Raw genomic sequence first — 22296 nt, forward strand, 5'->3', positions numbered from 1 at the left:
CGTCTCGCCAGCATCCAAAGCCGACCTCCGGGTCGGCTTTTTTCATGGTGCAGGGCTTGGTAGTTTCCCGGGCGGGCAAGGAGCGCATGCGGAGTTAGGATGGGTGCTGCAAAAAGCACGGTCGTGCTTTTTGTAATCTTCTTTCCTGGAGACTCCCTTGAACACAAGACAATGCAAGGCCGCCCTTTCGGTGCTGGCAACGGCCTGCCTGCTCGCGGCATGCGGTGGTGGCGGCTCGGACAGCACGCCTGCGGCGCCCGTGACCTCGGTGAAAGTGGCCGGTGACAGCCTGGCCGACAGTGGCACCTTCGGCTACAAATTCACCGTGCAGGGCTCGGCCGCCACCGGTGCCGGATCGACGCCGATCTGGCCCGAGCGCGTGGCCACCAGCTATGGCCAGTCGCTGTGCGCGCACTACGTCTTCAACGGCACGGCGTTTTCCGCCAATGCCGCCTGCTCGAACTACGCCGTGGGCGGCGGGCGCATCAACAACTTCACTGCGCCCACCTCGCCCGTGTCCATCATCCAGCAGCTCAAGGACTTGGGCAACGGCGGCTACACCGCCTCGGATCTGGTGCTGGTCGATGGGGGCGGCAACGATGCGGCGGACCTGGTCGGCGCCTACCTTCGGGCGGCTACCGACAATGGCCAGGCCTATGCTGCCGTGCTGGGCTCGGTGCTGCCCGCAGCCACGGTCAGCGCCGCCCTGGCGGGTGGTGCCGCAGGCCAGGCCCAGGTGGGTGGCGCCTACATGCAGGCGCTGGCCCAGCAGTTCGCGACCACCATCAAGGCCAACACGGTCGCCAAGGGCGCTCCCCGCGTGGCCGTGCTGAATGCCCCCGGCATCACCCGCACTCCCCGCTTCTTGATGGTGCTGGCCTCGATCTCCGCCCAGCGCGGTGCCGAGGCCGCCAAGCAGGCCGAGGCCCTGTTCGACGGCTGGGTCCAGGCCTTCAACGCGCAATTGGCCACCAGCCTGGCCGGTGACGAGCGCATCGTGGTGGTGGACTTCTACACCTCTTTCAAGGACCAGTCGACCAACCCGGCCCAGTACCAGCTCACCAACGCCACCACGCCGGCCTGCCCGGCCACGGGCGTGGGCAGCGATGGCCTGCCCACCTACAGCTTCCCCACCTGCACGGCCGCGGCCCTGTCGGCCATGGTGCCACCCGCCGGCGCGACGGGCGGCACGGACTGGTGGAAGAGCTATGGCTTCTCCGACAGCTTCCACCCCACGCCCTATGGTCACCAACTGGTCGGGCAACTGGTGTCGCGCTCGCTGTCCCGGGCGGGCTGGCTGTGAGCCGCCTTCGCTCCAACCCTTCGAAGGAGTCTTTCATGCAGCATTTTTCCAAGGCCGGCCTGGCGGTGGCGGCACTCTTGCTGGGTGCCAGCGCCTCGGCCCAGGTGGCGGGCACGTTCAGCGTGCGCGCCGGGTTCACGCACATTGCCCCGCAGGTCAGGAGCGGCGACCTGAGCGCTCCGAGCTTTCCGGGCACCAAGATCGACGTGGGCAATGCCACCTCGCTGTCGGGCGGCGTGAACTACATGCTGACCAACCACTGGGCCGTGGATGTCCCCCTGGCGCTGCCGTTCAAGCACGAGATCGAGGGCGATGGCGCCATCGCTGGCGTGGGCAAGCTCGGCGAGACCAAGGTCCTGCCGGTCACCGTGTTCGCCCAGTACCGTTTTGCCGAGCCCGAGGCGCGCTTTCGCCCCTACGTGGGCCTGGGCCTGACCTACAGCCGCTTCTTCAAGACCCGCACCACAGCCACCTTGAGCGGCCTGACCGGTGGCACGCCTTCACGCCCTAGGACGGCGTCGGTGGACAACAAGTGGGGGCTGACTCCCCAGGTCGGCTTTGTCTGGAACTTCAATGAGCGCTGGTCGCTGGATGCCGCCTACTACAAGAGCTTCCTCAAGACCACGACGCACCTGTCTTCGGGCCAGTCGATCAGCAAGCGGCTGAACCCCGACGTGATCGCCATCGGCGTCGCGTACAGGTTCTGACCCGGGCCCGCCAACAAAAAAGCCGACCCCAAAAAGGGTCGGCTTTTTCATGGGCCGGGGCCGCAGGGCTTGCTTACCAGCGAGCGCGCAGGCGGTCGTAGGCGTAGTTGCCGAACTGGCGGTGGGCGTTGGGCGTCAGGTAGACGCTGTCGGCGAACACATAGGCGTCCTGGTTGGCACTGGCCACCAGCGTCGAGGTGGTGCACAGAGCGGAGTTGACCTGGCCGGCACCGATGCCGATACCGTTGGTAGTGTCCAGCGAGGTGCACACCGGCGTGGTGGCGTTGTTGAAGCCGTAGTTGGCCGGTGTGCCGACGTACAGGTTCACGTAGTAGGCCGAGTCCACGTACAGCACGTTGGCGCCCAGGTCGACGATGCTCACCAGCAGGCCTTCGTTGAAGCGGCTGCTGGCATCGCTCAGCAGGGCTTCGCGGTTGATGGCCTTGGCCCAGGGCGTCTTGCCCAGGTCATAGGTACCGGTGACGACCACGTTCTTGGCACCCGCGGCGACCAGGCGGCGCACCTGGGTGGCCAGGTCCTGGCCAGCCTTGCGCGCAGCCGCCACCATGTCGGTGGTGCTCTGGGTGCCGGCCGTCACGGCGGCCATGCCGGCGATCACGTCGCTCGGGCCGCCGTTGATGACGATCAGGTCGTTCGCGGCAACGCCGCCGGCGGCCAGAAAGGCGTCGATCTGTTCGGTCACGGTGGCGGTGGTCGCCACGCCTGCGGCGTCGGGCTTGATCGCCACGCGCGCATTGCCCACGGCATAGCTGCGCCCGCCAGCTGCGGACGATGCGGCCAGCGTCTTGCCGTAGCGGGAGGCGATCTGCAGCGTCCAGTTGTTCACGCTGCCATCGTTGACCGTGTAGCGCGTGCCCTTTTGGCCGGCATCGCTGTAGGCGTCACCGAAGGCCACCAGGCGCTCGGGGTTGAAAGCCGACTCCGTCGTGCTCGAACCGCAGGCCGCAAGCAATGCGACCGACGCGCATGCGGCCACCAGTACGGTGCGGCGCATCCAATTTGCTGCCATGTATTTCTCCAGAAAATGGGGGGTTAGTTTAACGACGCCATGTCAAGGCATGTAAAGCATTGTCACACTGCGGGCATATTGGTATTCAGGCGGCCGCTGCACGCTGCAGGCGGTCCCGCACGCCCTCCCACTCCGGGGTGGCGGGCGGGGTCTCTATCCAGATCAGTTTGACGCCCTCGTCGTCGAAGCCGCGCAGAACCGCAAACAGCTGCTGGGCAGTGGCCGTTGCATCATCGGGCATGCGGCGCATGACCAGTTTGGACGAGCGGGTGCGAAGCGCCGCGCGGGCGTAGATGGCCATGTGGGCCGCATCGGCACCCAGCAGGTCCAGGCCCGTCTGCAGGGCCTTGGCGTCCATCAGGCGCACCTTGGCGTTCGGGGCGTAGTGGGCCTCCAGCGTGCCCGAGGCGCGCGGGGTGTACTCGGGCAGGTCTTCCTTGGACAGCGGAGCGATGCCGCAGGCGCGGGTGATCAGCGCGCGCGTGATGGCCCCCGGGCGCAGCAGCACCGGCGTGCCGCGCGTGCAGTCGACGATGGTCGATTCGATGCCCACGGGGCAAGGGCCGCCATCGAGCACCAGCAGGTCCTCGCCCAACTCATCGGCGACATGCTGGGCGGTGGTGGGGCTCACGCGGCCAAAGCGGTTGGCGCTGGGGGCGGCCACCCCCCACACCGGCGGACCACCCAGGTCACTGCCATCGCCCGGTGCGGCGCAGGCGGCCAGCAGGGCGTGGGCGACAGGGTGGGACGGGCAGCGCAGGCCCACGCTGTCCTGGCCGCCGGTGGCGGCCGTGGCCACGCCAGGGCGGCGCGGCAGGATCAGGGTCAGGGGGCCGGGCCAGAATGCCTGGACCAGGGCCTGTGCAAAGGCCGGCACTTCGCTGGCGAAATGGTCGATGCCCGAGGCATCGGCCACATGCACGATCAGCGGGTGGTCACTGGGCCGGCCCTTGGCCGCGAAGATCTGCGCCACGGCCGCATCGCTGCTGGCATCGGCCGCCAGGCCGTACACCGTCTCGGTGGGCAGGCCCAGCAGGGCGCCGCTGCGCACCGCACGGGCGGCGGCGGCAATGGATTCGGGCCGATGGCCGTCGAGGATCATGGAATGCGGTCCGTACCGGTTCAGAACGGCGCGATGCCCAGCAGGGCCGCCGCCTTGAGGGCGGTGGCGCGTGCTGCATCGGCACTGTCTGCCGTGATGTTCAGGTGCCCCATCTTGCGTCCGGGCTTGGCGTCGCGCTTGCCGTACAGGTGCAGGTGGGTGCCAGGCAGGGCCAGGATTTCGGCCCAGGGCGGGGTCCGCCCGCTGCCATCGGCGGCAAACCACAGGTCGCCCAGCAGGTTGAGCATGACGGCTGGACTGTGCTGGCGCGGCTGCGTGAGTGGCAGACCGGCCATGGTGCGCACCTGCAGTTCGAACTGCGAAACATCGCAGGCGTTCTGGCTGTAGTGGCCGCTGTTGTGCGGGCGCGGGGCGATCTCGTTGACCACCAGAGCGCCGTCCTGCAGCACGAAGAACTCCACGCACAGCACGCCCACGTACGACAGGCCGGTGGCAATCGAGATGGCACCCGCGATGGCCTGGCGTGCCAGGTCGTCGGGCAGGTTGCCGGCATGCACCTCGGTCACGGCCAGGATGCCGTCGCGGTGCAGGTTGCGCTGCACCGGCAGGTGCACGCAGGCGCCGTCGGCCCCGCGCGCGACGATGACCGAGCATTCGAGCGCCAGCGGCAGCATCTTTTCGAGCACGCAGGCCACCTGGCCCACGGAATCCCAGGCGGCCGCGAGTTCGGTCGCGGTCTTCACCCGCACCTGGCCCTTGCCGTCGTAGCCCATGCGCGCGGTCTTGAGGATCCCGGGCAGGAGGTCGGCAGGCACAGCGGCCAGTTGCGCGGCCGTCTCGATCACCGCATAGGGTGCGCAGGGCACGCCGCAGCGCACGAAATGGGCCTTTTCCTGCGCGCGGTCCTGCGCCACGGCCACGGCACCCGCAGCGGGCGACACGGGGCGCAGCGCGCCCAGGGCCGCCAGGGCGGTGGCGGGCACGTTCTCGAACTCGGTGGTCACCGCATCGGCCACGCGGGCCAGCTCGGCCAGGCCGGCGGCGTCCTCGTAGCCGGTCTGGATATGGTGGTGGCTCACCAGCCCGGCGGGACTGGTCGGATCGGCGTCGAGCACAGCCGTGAAGTAGCCCATGGCCTGAGCCGTGTGCACGAACATGCGACCGAGTTGGCCGCCGCCAAGGACGCCAAGGGTCGATCCTGGAAGGAGGGGGGCAGACAGCGTGGTCATGCAGTAGCGGGAGGCAGGGCCATGTTGCGCGCCACTTCGGTCTGCTCGGCGCGGAAGGCTTCCAGGCGCTGGCGCAGTTCGGGGCTCTCGCTGGCCAGCAGGGCGACGGCAAACAGGGCCGCATTGGCCGCGCCGGCCGTGCCGATGGCGAAGGTCGCCACGGGAATGCCCTTGGGCATCTGCACGATGCTGTGCAGCGAATCCACACCCTGCAGGTGGCGGCTGGCCACGGGGACGCCGAGCACGGGCACCGTGGTCTTGGCGGCGATCATGCCGGGCAGGTGCGCTGCGCCGCCCGCACCGGCGATGATGGCCTTGAGGCCCCGGCCGGCAGCGGCTTCGGCATAGGCGAACATGTCGTCGGGCATGCGGTGCGCCGACACCACGCGTGCCTCGTGGGAAATGCCGAATTGCTCAAGAATCTGCACTGCATGCTGCATGGTCTCCCAGTCGCTGCTGGAGCCCATGACCACGCCGATCTGGATGGGTTTCATGGTGTGTGTGGGGGCGCTGCGGCGGACTCCGGTCTGCCTCAGTGCTGTAGGTGGAACCCGCGATTTTACGATTTGCGATGGCCCCCCTGACACGGGGTTGTTTCAATGCGCCAAAATAGCGCCAACTTGCTTCACCGGCCCTGGGCCCCCGACCATGATTGATGTCACCGTAGAAAATTTTGAAGCCGAGGTGATTGCCGCCTCGATGGAAGTGCCTGTGCTGGTGGATTTCTGGGCGCCCTGGTGTGGCCCCTGCAAGTCGCTGGGTCCGGTGCTGGAGAAGCTGGAGACCGAATACGACGGCCGCTTCAAGCTGGCCAAGATCGACTCCGACCAGGAGCAGCAACTGGCTGGCATGTTCGGCATCCGCAGCATTCCCACCTGCGTGCTGCTCATGAACGGCCAGCCCGTGGACGGCTTCATGGGCGCCCTGCCCGAGGGCCAGGTGCGCGAGTTCCTCGACAAGCACCTGCCCACCGCCGAAGTCCTGGAAGCCGAGGAGCAGGAGGAAGAAGCCCTGGACGCCCTGGCCGAAGGCGACACCGACACGGCGCTGGAGAAGCTGCAGCACGCGGTGGCCACCGACCCGGGCAACGACGACGCCCGCTTCGACTACGTCAAGCTGCTGCTACAACTGGGCCGTGACGACGACGCCAAGGTGGCCTTTGCGCCGGTGATCGCCAAGGCTCCCAATTCGCGCAAGATCGCTGCGCTCAAGGTGTGGATGGATGCCATCGATGCGGTGCTGACCAGCGAAGGCGCCGGCGACACTGCCGCGTTCGACGCGAAAATCGCCGCCAACAAGCGCGACTTCGATGCCCGCCTGGCACAGGCGCGCTGGCTCATCACCGAGCAGCGCTGGACCGACGCCATGGACGAACTCCTGGAGATCCTCATGCGCGACAAGGCCTGGGGCGAGGAGGTGGCGCGCAAGACCTACGTCGCCATCCTGGAGATCATCGAGCAGCCCAAGGCCAAGGTGGCCGACGGCCAGATCCCGCCGGACGATCCGGTGGTGGCCACCTACCGCCGCCGCCTGTCGAGCGTCGTGCTCAGCTGACCGGCACCCTGCAAAAAGGCTCCCTCGGGAGCCTTTTGCGTTGCAGGGACCGGGAAATCAGCCGATCAACCGCTCCAGCGCCTCGCGGTACTTGGCGGCGGTCTTCTCGATCACTTCGCGCGGCAGGCGCGGCGAGGGCGGGGTCTTGTCCCAGGGCTTGCCGTTGACCTGGGCCTGCTCCAACCAGTCGCGCACGAACTGCTTGTCGTAGCTGGGCGGGTTCTGGCCGGCTGCGAGCGCCGCTTCGTAGCCTTCCACGGGCCAGTAGCGCGAGCTGTCGGGCGTGAGCACCTCGTCCATCAGCACCAGCGTGCCGTCGGGCGCGAGGCCGAATTCGAATTTCGTGTCGGCAATGATCATGCCCTTGGTGAGGGCGATCTCGGCGGCGGCCTGGTAGATGGCGATGCTCAGGTCGCGGATCTGGGTGGCCAGGGGCAGGCCGATCATCTCCACGGTGCGCTCGAAGGTGATGTTCTCATCGTGCTCGCCCGCAGCGGCCTTGGCGGCCGGGGTGTAGATGGGCGCCGGCAGCTTGGCCGCATTGGTCAGGCCTTCGGGCAGGGGCACGCCACAGACCGAGCGCGACTCCTGGTATTCCTTCCAGCCGCTGCCGGCCAGGTAGCCGCGCACCACTGCCTCGACCGGAATGGGTTGCAGGCGCTGCACCAGCATCGAGCGGCCGCGGATCTGCTCGGCCTCGGCCGGGGTGACCACGCTCTCGGGGGCATCGCCCGTCAGGTGGTTGGGGCAGATATGGCCGAGCTTGTCGAACCAGAACAGCGCCATCTGGGTGAGCAGCTCGCCCTTGCCGGGGATGGGTTCGCCCATGATCACGTCGAAGGCCGAGAGGCGGTCGCTGGCCACCATCAGGATGCGGTCGTCGCCCACGGCGTAGTTGTCGCGCACCTTGCCGCGTGCCAGCAGGGGCAGCGAGGTCAGGGCAGAGGTGTGCAGGGCGTTGGAGCTGGGCTGGGTCATGGTGTCGGTGTGGGGCAGTCGGTGTCCGCTGCAGGCAGGCCTTGGGGAAAAGGAGAGGGCGCGCACCCGCGCGGCCACATTCTGTGCAATCAGCGATTTTACGCGCCGGGGCGTGCGGTCCGGTCGGGCAGGGGCTTGTGGGGCACCCCGAGGGGCGGCACACTGCCGGGCTTGCTTTCACCACGCCCTTGCCGGCAACCCTTTGTGCCCACTTCCCATCCCCTCACTCCCCGCCGCGAACTGTGGCTGCTGCTGACCCTGGCGGGCGTGCAGTTCACCCACATCCTGGATTTCATGATCATGATGCCGCTGGGCCCGCAGCTCACGCGCATCTTTTCCATCAGCGACGCGCAGTTCGGCCTGCTGGTGTCGGCGTACACGCTGTCGGCCGGTGTGTCGGGGCTGCTGGCTTCCACCTACATCGACCGCTTCGGCCGCAAGCGGCTGCTGCTGGCGCTGTACGCACTGTTCGGCCTGGCCACGCTGGCCTGCGGCCTGGCGCCCACCTACGCCACGCTGATGGTGGCGCGTGTGCTGGCCGGCATGTTCGGCGGCGTGCTTTCGGCCCTGTGCCAGACCATCGTGGCCGATATCGTCCCCTTCGAGCGGCGCGGGCGGGCCATGGGCATCGTCATGACCTCGTTCTCGGTGTCCACGGTGGCCGGGGTGCCGCTGGGGCTGGTGTTCGCCGAGTACGGGGGCTGGCACATGCCCTTCTTCGCCATCGCCGCCATGTGCCTGCTGCTGCTGGTGTTTGCCGCGCGCACGCTGCCCACCATGAATGCCCACCTGGCGGCAGGTCAGCAGCGCACGGCGCTGGGCGGCATTGCCGAGGTGCTTCGGGACCCCAACCACCGGCAGGCCTTCTTGTTCTCGGGCCTGCTGATGTTCACCGGCTTCACGGTGATCCCCTACATCACCATCTACATGCAGGCCAATGCCGGCGTGCGAACCGACCAGGTGCCGCTGATCTACCTGTGCGGCGGGGTGGTGACGCTCTTCACCGCGCGCCTGTTCGGGCGCCTGACGGATGCGCGCGGCAAGGTGGCCACCTTCCGCTGGCTGGCCCTGGCGGTCGGGCCCTGCCTGCTGGGCATCACGCTGGTGCATGGGGTGCCGCTGTGGACCGTGCTGATCGTGTCCACGCTGATGTTCGCCTTCATGAGCGGTCGCATGATTCCGGGCATGGCCATCATCACCTCGGCCGCCAATCCGCAACTGCGCGGCACGTTCATGACGCTCAATGCCTCGGTGCAGTCCGCTGCCATGGGCGTAGCGTCACTGGTGGGGGGTGTGCTGATCAGCCGCGATGCCCAGGGCTTGGTGCAGGGCTACTGGATGGCCGCCGTGGTGGGCACCGTTGCCAGCGTGCTGTCGATCATGGTGGTGGGGCGGCTGGTGCTGCATGGCGCAGCGCCGGTGACTGCAGCCAAGGCCTGAGTCGCGGGGCGAAAGGGGAGGTGCGCCCCCGCCAACTCAGCCATTGTGCGCCCTTTTCGGGCCGCTGGCACCTTGGCCGGCATAACCCAGCGGGCAGGGGCGGTATGGGATTGCATTTCGATGACAGCAGGGGCATAGTGAACCCGTCAATGGATGCATCCAAGTTCGCCGGGCCGCACCTCTGATCCAGGGCGGCATTTGTTCCACCGAGAGCCACAGGAGACTTATTTATGAACTTGACGATCAGCGGTCACCACCTCGAAGTTACCCCAGCCCTGCGCAGTTATGTGACCACCAAGCTGGACCGGATCAATCGCCATTTCGACCAGGTAGTAGATGTCAAGGTGCTGCTGACAGTAGAGAAGCAAAAGGAAAAGGAAAAGCGCCAGCGAGCGGAATGCAATATCCATGTGAAAGGCAACGACCTGTTTGCCGAAAGCTCCCACTCTGACCTGTATGCTGCGGTCGATGAGCTGGTCGACAAGATGGACCGCCAGGTGGTGCGCCACAAGGATCGCCTGCAGGACCACCACCACGAAGCTGCCAAGCGCGAAATGCACGTCTGAGCGTTGCATTGCGGGCCACAGCAACCGCCCCTGGAGGCGGTTTTTTTGTGGCTCCTTGTAAATTGCTCAGGGTTTTTGCCAATATGTGCATAATTGTTACCTCTGACCATGAACCGACTCGCCTCCATCCTGCCTCCCGCCCAAGTGCTCGTGAGCGTGGACTCCACCAGCAAGAAGCGTGCTTTTGAAGAGGCGGGTCTGCTGTTCGAGAGCCAGCACGGGCTCTCGCGTGCCCTGATCACCGACAGCCTGTTTGCGCGCGAGCGCCTGGGCTCCACGGGCCTGGGCCACGGTGTGGCCATCCCTCACGGCCGCATCAAGGGCCTCAAGGCCCCGATGGCCGCCGTGTTCCAGCTGGCCCATCCCATCGGCTTCGACGCCCCCGACGAAATGCCGGTGGCCTTGCTGATCTTTCTGCTGGTGCCCGAAGCGGCGACCCAGAAGCATCTGGAAATCCTCTCGGAGATCGCCGAGCTGCTCAGCGACTCGATCCTGCGCGAAAAGCTCAAGGCCAGCACCGACGCGGCCGAGCTGCACGGCATGATCGCCGGCTGGCAGTCCACCCAGGCCGCCTGAGCCGCCCGGCACCGCGCATTTCCCCCGCAGCCTTGCCGTGAAACCCAATGTTGTCAGCGCCGACGTCCTGTTCGAGGAGTTCCGTGGCCCCCTGAAATGGGAATGGGTCGCGGGCCTCGGTGCCTCCGAGCGCCGCTTCGACGAAGTCGCCGTGCGCTCCGCCCGTTCGGGCGCCGATCTGGTGGGCTACCTCAATTACATCCACCCCTACCGGGTGCAGATCCTCGGTGAGCGCGAAATCGCCTACCTGAGCAGCGCCTCGCCCGACGATTGCAAACGCCGCATCGCACGCATCGTGACGCTGGAGCCGCCGGTACTGGTGTTGGCCGACAACCAGACCGCGCCCGATGCGCTGGTCTCGATGTGCGAGCGCGCGCAGATCCCGATGTTCTCCACGCACGAGTCCTCGGCCTTCGTGATCGACGTGTTGCGGGCCTACCTGTCCAAGCACTTTGCCGACCGCACCACGATGCACGGCGTGTTCATGGACATCCTGGGCCTGGGCGTGATGATCACGGGCGAGTCGGGCCTGGGCAAGAGCGAGCTCGGCCTGGAGCTGATCTCGCGGGGCAACGGTCTGGTGGCCGACGACGCGGTGGACCTGTTTCGCATCAACCAGACCACCATCGAGGGCAAGTGCCCCGAGTTGCTGCAGAACCTGTTGGAAGTGCGCGGTATCGGCCTGCTGGATATCCGTGCCATCTTTGGCGAGACGGCGGTGCGCCGCAAGATGCGTCTGAAGCTCATCGTGCACCTGGTGCGCAAGGAGACGCTGGAGCGCGATTACGAGCGCCTGCCCTACGAGCCGCTCACCCAGGACGTGCTCGGTGTGCCCGTGCTCAAGGTGGTGATCCAGGTGGTGGCCGGCCGCAACATCGCCGTGCTGGTGGAAGCCGCCGTGCGCAACACCATCCTGCAGCTGCGCGGGATCGATACCTACCAGGAATTCGTGGAGCGCCATCGCCGCGCCATGGAGCGCGATACCGGAGGCTGACGCCAGGCGCGGCCCGCAGGGCTGCGGACTTCAGGCGTTCTTGCTGGCGCAGGCGGCGCACTGACCGTAGAGCGCCATCGTGTGGTCCTGCACCAGCCAGCCTTTGGCCTTGGCCACGATCTGCTGTCGCTTTTCGATCTCGGGGTCGTAGAACTCTTCCACCTTGCCGCAGGACGTGCAGACGAAGTGGTCGTGGTGCTGCCCCTCGTTGAGCTCGTACACCGCCTTGCCGCTCTCGAAGTTGCTGCGGATCAGGATGCCCGCCTGCTCGAACTGCGTGAGCACGCGGTACACGGTGGCCAGGCCGATGTCCGAGCGCTCTTCCAGCAGCACGCGGAACACGTCTTCCGCCGTCATGTGGCGCTGTGCGCCTTTCTGGAAGATCTCCATGATCTTCAGGCGGGGCAGGGTTGCCTTGAGGCCGGTGCTTTTGAGTTCGTCGATATTGGTCATGGATTGGTCCTGGTTGCCGGTGGCCCGGGAAGGGGAGAGAGGCTGCCGCTACAATGGTTTGATCATATCCTCTGCTCTTTCCCACATGCCAGTCAAAGCCCGTATCAATGCCCGCCTGGGCTGGATCCTGTTGGTGGGTGCCGTTGTCGGTACCCTGGCAGGGTGCGGCAGCCTGGACGGCGCCAGCCGCCGCCTGGCCACCGTGGTCACGCCGTACAAGATCGACGTCGTTCAGGGCAATTTCGTCTCGCGCGAACAGGTCGAGGCCCTCAAGCCCGGCATGAGCCGCCAGCAGGTGCGTGAAATCCTGGGCACGCCCCTGGTGACCAGCCTGTTCCATTCCAACCGCTGGGAATATGTCTTCACCCTGAAGAAACCGTCGGCCGAGCTGCAGACGCGCAAGCTCACGGTGTTCTTCGAGGGCGACGTGCTGGCCCGCTCGGAAGGCGACCAAATGCCCTCCGAGACCGAATTCGTCGCTTCGCTGGATGGCGGCCGCACCGGCAAGGGCAAGGTGCCGGTGCTGGAAGCTACGCCAGACCAGCTGTCGCGCTATCCCGCGCGCAAGGCCGAAACCCCAGCCGAAAAGGCTGCCGATGCAGCGCCGCAGGAACTCGCACCCACCCGCTACCCGCCCCTCGAAGCGCCCGGGCGCTGACCGGGCGGCCCCCCATGGGGGCTTTTTTCATTGTCACCAATTAGCGAACCCAGGAATCACATGGCAGGGAATACATCGACAGCCCCCACCCCCGTGCGCGTGGCCGTGGCCGGCGCTTCGGGCCGCATGGGCCGCATGCTCATCGAGGCCCTGCGTGCCACCGATGACTGCGTGCTTGCCGGCGCACTGGACGTGGCCGCCAGCCCCGGCATCGGCTCGGACGCCACCGCCTTCCTCGGCCATGCCAGCGGCGTGGCCATCACCTCCGACCTGCGGGTGGGCCTGCAGAACGCCGACGTCCTGATCGACTTCACCCGCCCCGAAGGCACCTTGGCCCACCTGGCCGTGTGCGCCGAACTGGGCGTGAAGATGGTCATCGGCACCACCGGGTTCTCCGACGAGCAGAAGGCCGAGATCGCCTCCCTGGCGCAGCGCACGGCCGTGGTCATGGCGCCCAACATGAGCGTCGGCGTCAACGTCACGCTCAAGCTGCTGGAGATGGCCGCCAAGGCCATGGCCACCGGCTACGACATCGAGATCATCGAAGCCCACCACCGCCACAAGGTGGATGCGCCCTCGGGCACCGCACTCAAGATGGGCGAGGTCATCGCCGAGGCCATGGGCCGTGACCTCAAGGAATGCGCCGTTTATGCCCGCGAGGGCATCACCGGCGAGCGCGATCCCTCCAGCATCGGCTTTGCCGCCATCCGCGGCGGCGACATCGTGGGCGACCACACTGTGCTGTTTGCCGGCATTGGCGAGCGCATCGAGATCACCCATAAATCCTCCAGCCGCACCACGTATGCCCAGGGCAGCCTGCGCGCCGTGCGCTACCTGGCTGCCCACAAGACCGGCCTGCACGACATGTTCGACGTGCTCGGGCTGAACTGAGGCCTGTCGGCGCATGGACGCACTCCACTGGTGGCGCCAGGGCGATGCGGTCACGCAGGCCACCGCCCTGGTGCTGCTGTGCATGTCCGTCGCCAGCTGGGTGGTGATCGTCTGGAAGCTGCGCCTGCTGCGCCGCGCCAGCGCCGACGTGGCGCGCTGCGTGGCGGCCGTCTGGCAGGCCCCATCGCTGCAGGACGCCGCGCTGCGCCTGCCGACCTTTGACCGGCTGGCCCTGGTGCTGCCCATGGTGCAGGCCGTGAACACCGTGGCCGACCAGGCATCCCCAGCAGCGCTGGCCTCCATGGGCAGCCTGTCGCAGCGCCTGACGCGCGTGCTGCGCGACGCACTGCACGCGGTGCTGGGCCGCCTGCAGTTCGGCCAGGTGCTGCTGGCCACCGTGGGCTCCACTGCGCCGTTCGTGGGCCTGCTGGGTACCGTCTGGGGCATCTACCATGCGCTTTCGGCCATGGCCGGTGCGGGGCAGATCACCATCGACCGCGTGGCCGGTCCGGTGGGTGAAGCCCTGGTCATGACCGCCGCCGGCCTGGCCGTGGCCATTCCGGCCGTGCTGGCCTACAACGTCTGCGGCCGGCTCATCGGGCGCATCGAGGCCGACCTGGAAGGCTTTGCGCGCGACCTGCGCGAGTTGCGCATCGATACGGCTGCCGGTGGCGCCCCGAAAGGCGGGGCTTCCCGTCCGGGAGGCGGGGAATGAGCTTCGGCCGGTTGGAGCGCACCCAGGGCGCGGCGCCCATGAGTGACATCAACATGACCCCTCTGGTCGATGTGATGCTGGTGCTGGTGGTGATCTTCATCCTCACCGCGCCGCTCATGGCCAGCGCCATCCGTCTGGACCTGCCACGCGCCGATGGCGCCGCGCCGGGAGCCCCCGCCAGGGCCCTCACGCTAGTGGTGGATCGCACCGGCCAGGCCTACCTCGATGACCTGCCGCTGGCGCAGGCCGCGCTGGCCGAGCGCCTGCAGCGCATCGGCGCTGCAGAGCCCGACACCGAAGTGCAGCTGCGCGCCGACGCCGCCGTACCCTATGGCCGCATCGTCGAGATCATGGGTGCGGCCCATGCCGCAGGCCTGCAGCGCATCGGCTTCGTGGCCGATCCACAGGCGGCTGCCACGGCCCCGAAAACCCCCTGAAAGCCGGCTGGCAGGGCATGCGCGCAGGGTGGTGCGCCCGACAGCCTAAAATCCGCGCAGCGCAGTCCTGTGGCTGCACCCCATTCTGACCCGAGCCTCCATGCAAGACAAATACTCTCCCCAAGAGGTTGAGCGCGCCGCGCAAGACCACTGGACCGCCCGCGATGCCTACCGCGTGACGGAAGACGCGAACAAGAAGAAGTTCTACGCCTGCTCGATGCTGCCCTACCCCAGCGGCAAGCTGCACATGGGCCATGTGCGCAACTACACCATCAACGACATGCTCACGCGCTACCTGCGCATGAACGGCCACAACGTGCTCATGCCCATGGGCTGGGACGCCTTCGGCCTGCCGGCCGAGAACGCGGCGCTCAAGAACGGCGTGCCGCCCGCGAAGTGGACGTACGAGAACATCGCGTACATGAAGACGCAGATGCAGGCCATGGGCCTGGCCATCGACTGGTCGCGCGAAGTCGCCACCTGCGACCCCGAGTACTACCGCTGGAACCAGTGGCTTTTCCTGAAGATGCTGGACAAGGGCATCGCCTACCGCAAGACCCAGGTCGTGAATTGGGACCCGGTGGACCAGACCGTGCTGGCCAACGAGCAGGTCATCGACGGCAAGGGCTGGCGCACCGGCGCCACGGTGGAAAAGCGCGAGATCCCCGGCTACTACCTGAAGATCACCGACTACGCCGAAGAGCTGCTGGACTTCGTGACCGGCGACAAGCTGCCTGGCTGGCCCGAGCGCGTCAAGCTCATGCAGGAGAACTGGATCGGCAAGAGCGAAGGCGTGCGCTTCGCCTTCCCGCACGACATCCGGGGCGACGATGGCGCGCTGATCGGCGATGGCCGCATGTACGTCTTCACCACTCGTGCCGACACCATCATGGGCGTGACCTTCTGCGCCGTGGCGCCCGAGCACCCGCTCGCGACCCATGCGGCACGCAGCAACCCGGCTCTGGCGGCCTTCATCGAGGAATGCAAAAGCGGCGGCACGACCGAGGCCGAGCTCGCCACGCAGGAAAAGAAGGGCCAGCCCACGGGCCTGTTCGTGACGCACCCCATCACCGACGAGCAGATCCCGGTGTGGGTGGGCAACTACGTGCTCATGGGCTATGGCGACGGTGCCGTGATGGGCGTGCCCGCGCACGACGAGCGCGACTTTGCCTTCGCCCTCAAGTACGACCTGGAAATCAAGCAGGTGGTGCTGGTGGACGGCGAGCACTTCGACTACCACCAGTGGAACGACTGGTACGGCGACAAGCAGCGCGGCGTGACCATCAACTCCGACAGCTTCAGCGGCATGGGCTACAAGGAGGCCGTGGCCGCCGTGGCCCACGCGCTGCAGGCCAAGGGCCTGGGCGAAACCAAGACCACCTGGCGCCTGCGCGACTGGGGCGTTTCGCGCCAGCGCTACTGGGGCACGCCCATTCCCATCATCCACTGCGATGAACACGGCGCCGTGCCCGTGCCCGAGAAGGACCTGCCGGTGGTGCTGCCCACCGACTGCGTGCCCGATGGATCCGGCAACCCGCTGCACAAGCACGAGGGCTTTCACGCAGGCGTGGTCTGCCCCGTCTGCGGCAAGGCCGCGCGGCGCGAGACCGACACCATGGACACCTTCGTGGACAGCTCCTGGTACTTCATGCGCTACTGCGACCCGAAGAACGACGATGCCATGGTGGCCGACGGCACGGCCTACTGGATGCGCGACCAGCAGGCCGCCACCGGTGGTGCCGGCATGGACCAGTACATCGGCGGCATCGAGCATGCCATCCTGCATTTGCTGTACGCGCGCTTCTGGACCAAGGTCATGCGCGACCTGGGGCTGGTGACGGTCGACGAACCTTTTGCCCACCTGCTCACACAGGGGATGGTGCTCAACCACATCTACTTCACGCGCGACGAGAAGGGTGGCAAGAGCTACTTCCCGCCCGAGGGCGTGACCCCCGTGCTGGATGCCCAGGGCCGCATCACCGGCGGCAAGCTGAACGAGGCCGAGGGCCGGTTCGCTCAAGGCCTGCTGCTCGAATACGGCGGCGTCGGCAAGATGGGCAAGACCGAGCGCAACGGTGTTGATCCGCAGGACCTGATCGCCAGGTACGGTGCCGACACGGCCCGCCTGTACACCATGTTCACGGCCCCGCCCGAGGCCACGCTGGAGTGGAACGACGCCGCCGTGGAAGGCAGCTACCGCTTCCTGCGCCGCGTGTGGAACTTCGGCTTCAAGCTCGCCGCCATCGACCGCGATGCGGCGCTGGCCAGCGTGGCCGGGGCCACCAGCCTGGCCGACGTGCAGTTCGGCAAGGAGGCCAAGGCCCTGCGCCTGGAGATCCATACAGTGCTCAAGCAGGTGGACTACGACTACCAGCGCATGCAGTACAACACGGTGGTCTCGGGCGCGATGAAGATGATCAACGCGCTTGAGGACTTCAAGGCCACCGACTCGGCCGGCGCCCAGGTGGCATTGATCGAGGGCTTCGGCATCCTGCTGCGCAGCCTGTACCCCGCCACGCCCCACATCGCCCACACGCTGTGGACCACGCTGGGCTATGCCGGCGCTTTGGGCGAGCTGCTCGATGCGCCCTGGCCCCAGGTCGATGCCAGTGCGCTGGTGCAGGACGAGATCGAGCTCATGCTGCAGGTCAACGGCAAGCTGCGCGGCTCCATCCTCGTGCCGGCCCAGGCCGACAAGGCCGAGATCGAGCGTGTTGCGCTGGCCAGCGAGGCCTTCATCGCTCAGGCCGCCGGGGCCGCGCCCAAGCGCGTGATCGTGGTGCCGGGGCGCTTGGTGAACGTGGTGGTCTGAACATGATGAACAAACGCACACTGCTCACGCTGGCACCTGCCGCACTGCTCGCGGCCTGCGGGTTCCGCCTGCGCGGCGTGCCCGAGTTCTCGTTCGATACCTTGTTCATCGCCGCAGCGCCCAGCTCGACGCTGGCGCGCGAGCTGCAGCGCACGCTGGATGGGTCCGGCTCCAAGCTCACGGTGCTGCGCGACATGGCCGACCTGCCCAAGGCCCAGGTCGGGCTGGAGCTGCTGTCCGAGCAGCGCGAGCGCGTGGTCGTGGGGCAGAACGCCTCGGGCCAGGTGCGCGAGCTGCAGCTGCGGCTGCGCGTGAAGTTTCGCGTGCGCAGCTCCACCGGCGCCGAACTCCTGCCCGAGACCGAACTGCTGCAACAGCGCGACATCAGCTACAACGAAACCATCGCCCTGGCCAAGGAGGCCGAAGAGGCGCTGCTGTACCGCAACATGCAGACCGACATCGTGCAGCAGTTGCTGCGCCGGCTCGCAGTCGTCAAGCGCTGAAGTTATTTCAGCGGGGGCACGCGCATGAGCGTGCTCTTGCCGAACAGTGATTCGACCAGGTCCACGGCCACCTCCGCCGTCTGGTTGCGCACATCCAGGGCCGGGTTCAGTTCCATGATGTCCAGCGACGCTAGGCGCCCGCTGTCGGCGATCATCTCCATGCACAGCTGGGCCTCGCGGTAGGTGGGTCCTCCGGGCACTGTGGTGCCCACGCCGGGGGCAATGGCCGGGTCGAGGAAGTCCACGTCGAAGCTTACGTGCAGGTGGGTCTTGTCGTCCATGCCGGCCAGGGCCTGCTGCATGGCCTGGCGCATGCCGATCTCGTCGATGGCGCGCATGTCGAACACTTCCAGCCCCTGTTCGTGCACCAGGCGCTTTTCGCCTGCGTCCACGCTGCGGATACCGATCTGGCGCACCTGCTGCGGCCGCAGTGCCGGGCCGCCGCCGGGCATGTCGGCCAGGCCGGTGAGCTCGGGCGGGCCCAGGCCGCACAGGCACGCCACGGGCATGCCGTGCACATTGCCGCTCGGGGTCAGGGCGCTGGTGTTGAAGTCGGCGTGGGCGTCGAGCCACAGCACGCGCAGCTTCTTGCCTGTGTCGGCACAGTGGCGCGCCACCGCACTGATGCTGCCCAGGCCCAGGCAGTGGTCACCGCCCAGCAGGATGGGCAGGCGGCCCTGCTGCAACTCGGCATACACCGCGTCGAACACCAACCGGTTCCACTGCACCACCTCAGGCAGGTGGCGATAGCCATCCACCGGCGGCTGCCAGGGGTTGGCCGGGCCGTTCAGGTTGCCGCGGTCCACCACCTGCAGATCGTGCCGTTCCAGGGCCGCCTGCAGCCCTGCCACGCGCAGGGCTTCGGGGCCCATGGAGGCGCCGCGCGCGCCAGCACCGATGTCGGTAGGGGCGCCGATCAGGCTGGCGGCAAGCTGCTGGGCAGGGGAGATGGTCATGCGAAAAGGCCTTTGTGGGGTGGTGGTCGGGCAAGCCACTGCGGCACGGATAGCGCCGCAGCATTGCGGACCGTTATTGTGGGTCTGCGCACGCGCAATGGAAAGCCAGAGGCCTGTGCAATTCTTGCAGTAAACCGATCAATTTGCAGGGGCGCACTGGCAGTTTGCCCAGTGTGATCGGTGTATCGCTTCGTGGGATGGTGCGGCGCGCACTCCGGGAGCGATAGACTTTGCCCCATGCAAGTCGCCCTGGCCCAACTCTCCACCCACCTCCAACGGGCCTTGTCGCCACTGTATGTCCTGCATGGAGACGAAGCCCTGCTGCAGCAGGAGGCGGCCGACGCCATCCGCGCCACGGCGCGTACCCAGGGCTATACCGAGCGCAGCTCCTACACGGTAGCGGGTGCCCACTTTGACTGGAGTGCCGTGCTCGCGGCCGGCGGCTCCCTGAGCCTGTTTGCCGACAAGCAGATCGTGGAGATCCGCGTGCCCTCGGGCAAGCCTGGCAAGGATGGCAGCGTGGCGCTGCAGCAGATTGCCGAGGCCGCCAAGGGCAACGACAGCACGCTCACGCTAGTGATGCTGCCGCGCCTGGACAAGGCCACCCGCACCGGGGCGTGGTTCGCCGCACTCGAAGCCAACGGCACCTCGATCCAGATCGACCCCATCGAGCGCGGTGTGCTGCCGCAGTGGATCGCCCAGCGCCTGGCCACCCAGGGCCAGCGCGTGGTGGCGGGCGAAGAAGGCCAGCGCACGCTGCAGTTCTTTGCCGACCGGGTGGAGGGCAACCTGCTCGCCGCGCACCAGGAAATCCAGAAGCTGGCGCTGCTGCACCCGCCTGGCGAGCTCACGCAGGCCCAGGTGGAAGCCGCCGTGCTCAACGTGGCGCGCTACGACGTGTTCAAACTCTCCGAATCGGTGCTGGCCGGCCACACCGGCCGCGTGCAGCGCATGCTCGACGGCCTGCAGGCCGAGGGCGAGGCCGAAGTGCTGGTGCACTGGGCCCTGGCCGAGGATATCCGCGCCCTGAAACGTGTGAAGGATTCGATGAATGCCGGACGCCCCCTGCCCATGGCCCTGCGCGAAAACCGCATCTGGGGTCCCAAGGAGCGCCTGTTCGAGCGCATCCTGCCCAAGGCCAGCGATGCGGCGCTGGCACGCCTGCTGCAATCGGCCCACACCGTGGACGGCATCGTCAAGGGCCTCAAGTCGCCCGACTGGCCCACCGATGGCTGGCAGGCCCTGCAGCGCCTGGCGCTGCAGCTTTGCAGGCTGACAAGTTCGGCAAAGTAACCCGCACTGCGTTCAGCGCGCGTCCAGCGTGCCTCGCGCCTTGTCCACCCACATCTGCAGATTGGCCACCAGATCCTTCTGGCTGAATGAGCAGCTTTCTTCGGAGAACAGCGCGCTCGATTCGAGCCGGTCCAGCAGGTTCAGCAGCACCTCGCTGTAGCGCGGCGGCAGCGCCGCCAGCAATTGCGCCTGTCCGCGCGCCAGCTCGCTCAAGGACGCTGCACTGGCCGCGCCCTCGCTGAAACGCGCCAGGGCGCCTTGCAATGTGGTGAGTTGATCGTGTTCTGCAGCCATGCCCCAAGTATCGGCGAAAGGACCTGGAGACCCGGCGCATGCACGACCGTGCGTTTTTCCGTCCAGGGTTCGTGCACAAGTTCACGCCTGCCCCGCCGGCCTGCGCCAGACACCATTGTTTGCAAAGCCGGCCGTCGGCAGACTCGCAGCCAGGCGGGTCGCAGCCCGGCATCTGGAGGATGGAATGGCTGCAACACCGCTTGTTCATGGAGCCCTTGCAGGCTCTGAACGGTGGATTCCATTTTCTTTTTTATTCTTATCGAGGGAACCGATGAAGTATCCGATGATGAAGAAGTCTTTGCGCACCGCCGCTGCCCTGGGTGCGGCCGTGCTGTGCTCCGCTTTCGCGATGACCTCCGCCCAGGCCGTGCAGCCTGCCATTTCCATGGGCTACGACCATGCCCTGGTCCTGCGTGCGGATGGCACGGTCTGGGCCTGGGGCTACAACGGCGGCGGACAACTGGGCCTGGGCGGCAGCACTCGCACGGTGCCCACGCAGATCCCCACGCTGCAAAACGTGGTCCAGGTGGTGGCACGGGGCTCGTTCTCGATGGCCCTCAAGGCCGATGGCACCGTATGGGCCTGGGGCGACAACTCCGGTGGCCGCACCGGCGGCAGCGGCACCAGCGTGCCGGTGCAGATCAACGGCCTGTCGAACATCGTCAGCATCAATGCCGGCACCGATACCGCGGCAGCCTTTGCCACCGACGCGGCGGGCCAGGTGTACGCCTGGGGCAGCAACAGCACGGCGCAACTGGGTACCGGCCAGACCAGTGGCGGCGGCAACCCCGTGCCCCGCCTGGTGGCAGGCGCGCAGGGCGCCGTGGCGGTGAGCGCATCGGATGCAGCCGTGCTCGCACTGCGCCAGGACGGCAAGGTGGTCGCCTGGGGAGCCAACGGCAACAAGGCACTGGCCCCTGTTGCCGGCACCGCCACGGCGCCGGTCGTGATCGACGCCCTGGGCACCGTGCAAGCCGTGGCCTCGACCTCCATCAACATCTCCGGCCAGTACTACGCGCTCAAGAGCGACGGCACCGTCGCCGTCTGGGGCCAGGCATCGACCAATGCCCCCTACTGCGGCCAGAAGGGTATCCAGAATGGGGGCTACGCACTGATCGACATCTCGCCCATCCAGGGCCTGTCGCGCATCCAGCAGATCGAGCCCGGCGACGGCCACACCCTGTTCGTCGATGCCGACGGCGCCGTGCATGCCTGCGGCGTCAACAGTGCCGGCCAGCTTGGTGACGGCACCCTGGTCAACCCCTCGACCGAAGTACCCAAGATCGCGCACATTGCGGGCCTGCCGCCTGTGGTTGCAGCAGCGGCTGGCTCGGCGATCTCCGGCGTGATTGGAACGGACGGCAGCGTCTGGATCTGGGGCAAAGGCACCAACCTGGGCGGCACCGACAAAACTACCGCCCCCGTGCGCGTGATGCAGGCCAACGGGGCGGCGTTCGATGCGGGCCGGGTGGGCGAGGCCACCGGCACTTTCTCTGGCGGGCAGACCGGCCCCCTGAGCAATGTGACGGTGGACGTGGGCGCCACGGTCTCGACATTGCACCGCGGCAAGACGGGCCGCGTCTACGTGGCCGCGCTCGCGGGGTCGACCTTGCTGTTCCTCGGCCCGAACGGCTGGGCGCCCTACACCGGCGGCGCCGTGCCGGCCTACCTGGGCGGCCCGCTGCCCCGCACGGTGCCCGTGCGCAAAGCCTCCGGCGTGAACTTCAGCGGGCTGGAGGGCGTGCAACTGGTGGTGGGCTACGGTGTGGGCGACGATGCCTCGGCCGCTGCGGAGATGGTCCGCGCGGGCCGCTACCAGGTCGTCCATACGCTGAACTAAGCGC

Annotated in this window: 23 protein-coding genes; 15 read left to right on the top strand and 8 right to left on the bottom strand. The window is 67.3% G+C overall.

All coding sequences use genetic code 11. The features are described from left to right. Positions 1–157 precede the first annotated feature (157 nt). Together QYL93_RS15705 and QYL93_RS15710 are read left to right on the top strand one after the other, a co-directional pair. On the top strand, positions 158–1303 hold the full coding sequence (locus QYL93_RS15705) for an SGNH/GDSL hydrolase family protein (protein ID WP_305744508.1): 1146 nt from the start codon (positions 158–160) through the stop codon (positions 1301–1303). 35 nt (positions 1304–1338) lie between these two features. Then, a complete protein-coding gene (locus QYL93_RS15710) occupies positions 1339–2010 on the top strand; it encodes an OmpW family protein (RefSeq protein ID WP_305744509.1) in 672 nt (223 codons plus the stop codon). 73 nt (positions 2011–2083) lie between these two features. Here QYL93_RS15710 and QYL93_RS15715 read toward each other — a convergent pair whose 3' ends face one another. The 4 genes from QYL93_RS15715 to purE form a co-directional block, all read right to left on the bottom strand. Beyond that, on the bottom strand, positions 2084–3040 hold the full coding sequence (locus QYL93_RS15715) for an SGNH/GDSL hydrolase family protein (protein ID WP_305744510.1): 957 nt from the start codon (positions 3038–3040) through the stop codon (positions 2084–2086). Positions 3041–3125: 85 nt separating this feature from the next. Then, a complete protein-coding gene (locus QYL93_RS15720; RefSeq protein ID WP_305744511.1) occupies positions 3126–4142 on the bottom strand; it encodes an L-threonylcarbamoyladenylate synthase in 1017 nt (338 codons plus the stop codon). 20 nt (positions 4143–4162) lie between these two features. Then, a complete protein-coding gene (locus tag QYL93_RS15725) occupies positions 4163–5332 on the bottom strand; it encodes a 5-(carboxyamino)imidazole ribonucleotide synthase (protein ID WP_305744512.1) in 1170 nt (389 codons plus the stop codon). Further along, on the bottom strand, positions 5329–5826 hold the full coding sequence (gene purE, locus QYL93_RS15730; protein WP_305744513.1) for a 5-(carboxyamino)imidazole ribonucleotide mutase: 498 nt from the start codon (positions 5824–5826) through the stop codon (positions 5329–5331). Before purE ends, QYL93_RS15725 begins: the two co-directional genes overlap by 4 nt. 154 nt (positions 5827–5980) lie before the next feature. Between purE and trxA the strand changes: the two genes are divergently transcribed. Continuing rightward, a complete protein-coding gene (gene trxA, locus QYL93_RS15735) occupies positions 5981–6886 on the top strand; it encodes a thioredoxin (RefSeq protein ID WP_057200769.1) in 906 nt (301 codons plus the stop codon). A 57-nt stretch (positions 6887–6943) separates the two neighbouring features. On the opposite strand, the gene QYL93_RS15740 is transcribed toward trxA, so the two are convergent. After that, complete coding sequence (locus QYL93_RS15740; RefSeq protein ID WP_305744514.1) at positions 6944–7864, bottom strand: phosphoribosylaminoimidazolesuccinocarboxamide synthase; 921 nt, start codon at positions 7862–7864, stop codon at positions 6944–6946. Positions 7865–8068: 204 nt separating this feature from the next. Here QYL93_RS15740 and QYL93_RS15745 point away from each other — a divergent pair, with 204 nt between their 5' ends. The 4 genes from QYL93_RS15745 to hprK all read left to right on the top strand — a co-directional run bounded on the left by QYL93_RS15745 (position 8069) and on the right by hprK (position 11440). Then, entirely contained in the window at positions 8069–9304 is a 1236-nt protein-coding gene (locus QYL93_RS15745) for an MFS transporter (protein ID WP_305744515.1), read from the top strand. Positions 9305–9534: 230 nt separating this feature from the next. Beyond that, positions 9535–9870 carry a ribosome hibernation-promoting factor, HPF/YfiA family gene (gene hpf, locus QYL93_RS15750; protein WP_305744516.1) on the top strand — a complete coding sequence of 112 codons (336 nt, stop codon included), beginning with the start codon at positions 9535–9537 and terminating at the stop codon, positions 9868–9870. A 108-nt stretch (positions 9871–9978) separates the two neighbouring features. After that, positions 9979–10446, top strand: coding sequence for a PTS sugar transporter subunit IIA (locus QYL93_RS15755; protein WP_305744517.1), 468 nt, complete (start codon positions 9979–9981; stop codon positions 10444–10446). 37 nt (positions 10447–10483) lie between these two features. Next, the gene (gene hprK / locus QYL93_RS15760) at positions 10484–11440 is read left to right on the top strand and encodes an HPr(Ser) kinase/phosphatase (protein ID WP_305744518.1); all 957 of its coding nucleotides are present in this window, start codon (positions 10484–10486) and stop codon (positions 11438–11440) included. A gap of 30 nt (positions 11441–11470) precedes the next feature. On the opposite strand, the gene fur is transcribed toward hprK, so the two are convergent. Continuing rightward, a complete protein-coding gene (gene fur, locus QYL93_RS15765) occupies positions 11471–11893 on the bottom strand; it encodes a ferric iron uptake transcriptional regulator (RefSeq protein WP_057200773.1) in 423 nt (140 codons plus the stop codon). A gap of 85 nt (positions 11894–11978) precedes the next feature. Between fur and QYL93_RS15770 the strand changes: the two genes are divergently transcribed. From QYL93_RS15770 to lptE, 6 genes are all read left to right on the top strand, one after another. Next, positions 11979–12551, top strand: coding sequence for an outer membrane protein assembly factor BamE (locus tag QYL93_RS15770; RefSeq protein WP_305744519.1), 573 nt, complete (start codon positions 11979–11981; stop codon positions 12549–12551). 60 nt (positions 12552–12611) lie between these two features. Then, positions 12612–13442 (top strand): 4-hydroxy-tetrahydrodipicolinate reductase, encoded by an 831-nt coding sequence (dapB, locus tag QYL93_RS15775; RefSeq protein WP_305744520.1) that lies wholly within the window; start codon positions 12612–12614, stop codon positions 13440–13442. A 13-nt stretch (positions 13443–13455) separates the two neighbouring features. After that, entirely contained in the window at positions 13456–14157 is a 702-nt protein-coding gene (locus tag QYL93_RS15780; RefSeq protein WP_305744521.1) for a MotA/TolQ/ExbB proton channel family protein, read from the top strand. Continuing rightward, a complete protein-coding gene (locus tag QYL93_RS15785; RefSeq protein WP_305744522.1) occupies positions 14154–14594 on the top strand; it encodes a biopolymer transporter ExbD in 441 nt (146 codons plus the stop codon). Before QYL93_RS15780 ends, QYL93_RS15785 begins: the two co-directional genes overlap by 4 nt. 100 nt (positions 14595–14694) lie before the next feature. Next, positions 14695–17406 carry a leucine--tRNA ligase gene (gene leuS, locus QYL93_RS15790; protein WP_305744523.1) on the top strand — a complete coding sequence of 904 codons (2712 nt, stop codon included), beginning with the start codon at positions 14695–14697 and terminating at the stop codon, positions 17404–17406. A gap of 5 nt (positions 17407–17411) precedes the next feature. Next, complete coding sequence (lptE, locus tag QYL93_RS15795; protein WP_305744524.1) at positions 17412–17909, top strand: LPS assembly lipoprotein LptE; 498 nt, start codon at positions 17412–17414, stop codon at positions 17907–17909. A 2-nt stretch (positions 17910–17911) separates the two neighbouring features. On the opposite strand, the gene rocF is transcribed toward lptE, so the two are convergent. Next, positions 17912–18865, bottom strand: coding sequence for an arginase (gene rocF, locus QYL93_RS15800; protein ID WP_305744525.1), 954 nt, complete (start codon positions 18863–18865; stop codon positions 17912–17914). 237 nt (positions 18866–19102) lie between these two features. On the opposite strand from rocF, the gene holA reads away from it, so the two are divergent. Continuing rightward, a complete protein-coding gene (holA, locus tag QYL93_RS15805; RefSeq protein WP_305744526.1) occupies positions 19103–20158 on the top strand; it encodes a DNA polymerase III subunit delta in 1056 nt (351 codons plus the stop codon). 12 nt (positions 20159–20170) lie between these two features. Here the strand turns inward: holA and QYL93_RS15810 are convergent, their stop codons facing one another. Then, positions 20171–20452 (bottom strand): hypothetical protein, encoded by a 282-nt coding sequence (locus tag QYL93_RS15810; protein ID WP_305744527.1) that lies wholly within the window; start codon positions 20450–20452, stop codon positions 20171–20173. 286 nt (positions 20453–20738) lie between these two features. Here QYL93_RS15810 and QYL93_RS15815 point away from each other — a divergent pair, with 286 nt between their 5' ends. Further along, positions 20739–22292 (top strand): hypothetical protein, encoded by a 1554-nt coding sequence (locus QYL93_RS15815; RefSeq protein ID WP_305744528.1) that lies wholly within the window; start codon positions 20739–20741, stop codon positions 22290–22292. Positions 22293–22296 lie beyond the last annotated feature (4 nt).

Source organism: Acidovorax sp. A1169 (genome assembly GCF_030704685.1).
In the GTDB taxonomy this organism is placed as follows: domain Bacteria; phylum Pseudomonadota; class Gammaproteobacteria; order Burkholderiales; family Burkholderiaceae_C; genus Acidovorax.

What these genes read in the sequence shown, in the direction of transcription:
- QYL93_RS15710 (WP_305744509.1), top strand. Translation starts at nt 1,339, where the DNA reads ATGCAGCATTTTTCCAAGGCCGGCCTGGCGGTGGCGGCACTCTTGCTG.
- QYL93_RS15715 (WP_305744510.1), bottom strand. Translation starts at nt 3,040, where the DNA reads ATGGCAGCAAATTGGATGCGCCGCACCGTACTGGTGGCCGCATGCGCG.
- QYL93_RS15720 (WP_305744511.1), bottom strand. Translation starts at nt 4,142, where the DNA reads ATGATCCTCGACGGCCATCGGCCCGAATCCATTGCCGCCGCCGCCCGT.
- QYL93_RS15725 (WP_305744512.1), bottom strand. Translation starts at nt 5,332, where the DNA reads ATGACCACGCTGTCTGCCCCCCTCCTTCCAGGATCGACCCTTGGCGTC.
- purE (WP_305744513.1), bottom strand. Translation starts at nt 5,826, where the DNA reads ATGAAACCCATCCAGATCGGCGTGGTCATGGGCTCCAGCAGCGACTGG.
- trxA (WP_057200769.1), top strand. Translation starts at nt 5,981, where the DNA reads ATGATTGATGTCACCGTAGAAAATTTTGAAGCCGAGGTGATTGCCGCC.
- QYL93_RS15740 (WP_305744514.1), bottom strand. Translation starts at nt 7,864, where the DNA reads ATGACCCAGCCCAGCTCCAACGCCCTGCACACCTCTGCCCTGACCTCG.
- hpf (WP_305744516.1), top strand. Translation starts at nt 9,535, where the DNA reads ATGAACTTGACGATCAGCGGTCACCACCTCGAAGTTACCCCAGCCCTG.
- QYL93_RS15755 (WP_305744517.1), top strand. Translation starts at nt 9,979, where the DNA reads ATGAACCGACTCGCCTCCATCCTGCCTCCCGCCCAAGTGCTCGTGAGC.
- fur (WP_057200773.1), bottom strand. Translation starts at nt 11,893, where the DNA reads ATGACCAATATCGACGAACTCAAAAGCACCGGCCTCAAGGCAACCCTG.
- QYL93_RS15770 (WP_305744519.1), top strand. Translation starts at nt 11,979, where the DNA reads ATGCCAGTCAAAGCCCGTATCAATGCCCGCCTGGGCTGGATCCTGTTG.
- dapB (WP_305744520.1), top strand. Translation starts at nt 12,612, where the DNA reads ATGGCAGGGAATACATCGACAGCCCCCACCCCCGTGCGCGTGGCCGTG.
- QYL93_RS15780 (WP_305744521.1), top strand. Translation starts at nt 13,456, where the DNA reads ATGGACGCACTCCACTGGTGGCGCCAGGGCGATGCGGTCACGCAGGCC.
- QYL93_RS15785 (WP_305744522.1), top strand. Translation starts at nt 14,154, where the DNA reads ATGAGCTTCGGCCGGTTGGAGCGCACCCAGGGCGCGGCGCCCATGAGT.
- leuS (WP_305744523.1), top strand. Translation starts at nt 14,695, where the DNA reads ATGCAAGACAAATACTCTCCCCAAGAGGTTGAGCGCGCCGCGCAAGAC.
- lptE (WP_305744524.1), top strand. Translation starts at nt 17,412, where the DNA reads ATGAACAAACGCACACTGCTCACGCTGGCACCTGCCGCACTGCTCGCG.
- rocF (WP_305744525.1), bottom strand. Translation starts at nt 18,865, where the DNA reads ATGACCATCTCCCCTGCCCAGCAGCTTGCCGCCAGCCTGATCGGCGCC.
- holA (WP_305744526.1), top strand. Translation starts at nt 19,103, where the DNA reads ATGCAAGTCGCCCTGGCCCAACTCTCCACCCACCTCCAACGGGCCTTG.
- QYL93_RS15810 (WP_305744527.1), bottom strand. Translation starts at nt 20,452, where the DNA reads ATGGCTGCAGAACACGATCAACTCACCACATTGCAAGGCGCCCTGGCG.
- QYL93_RS15815 (WP_305744528.1), top strand. Translation starts at nt 20,739, where the DNA reads ATGAAGAAGTCTTTGCGCACCGCCGCTGCCCTGGGTGCGGCCGTGCTG.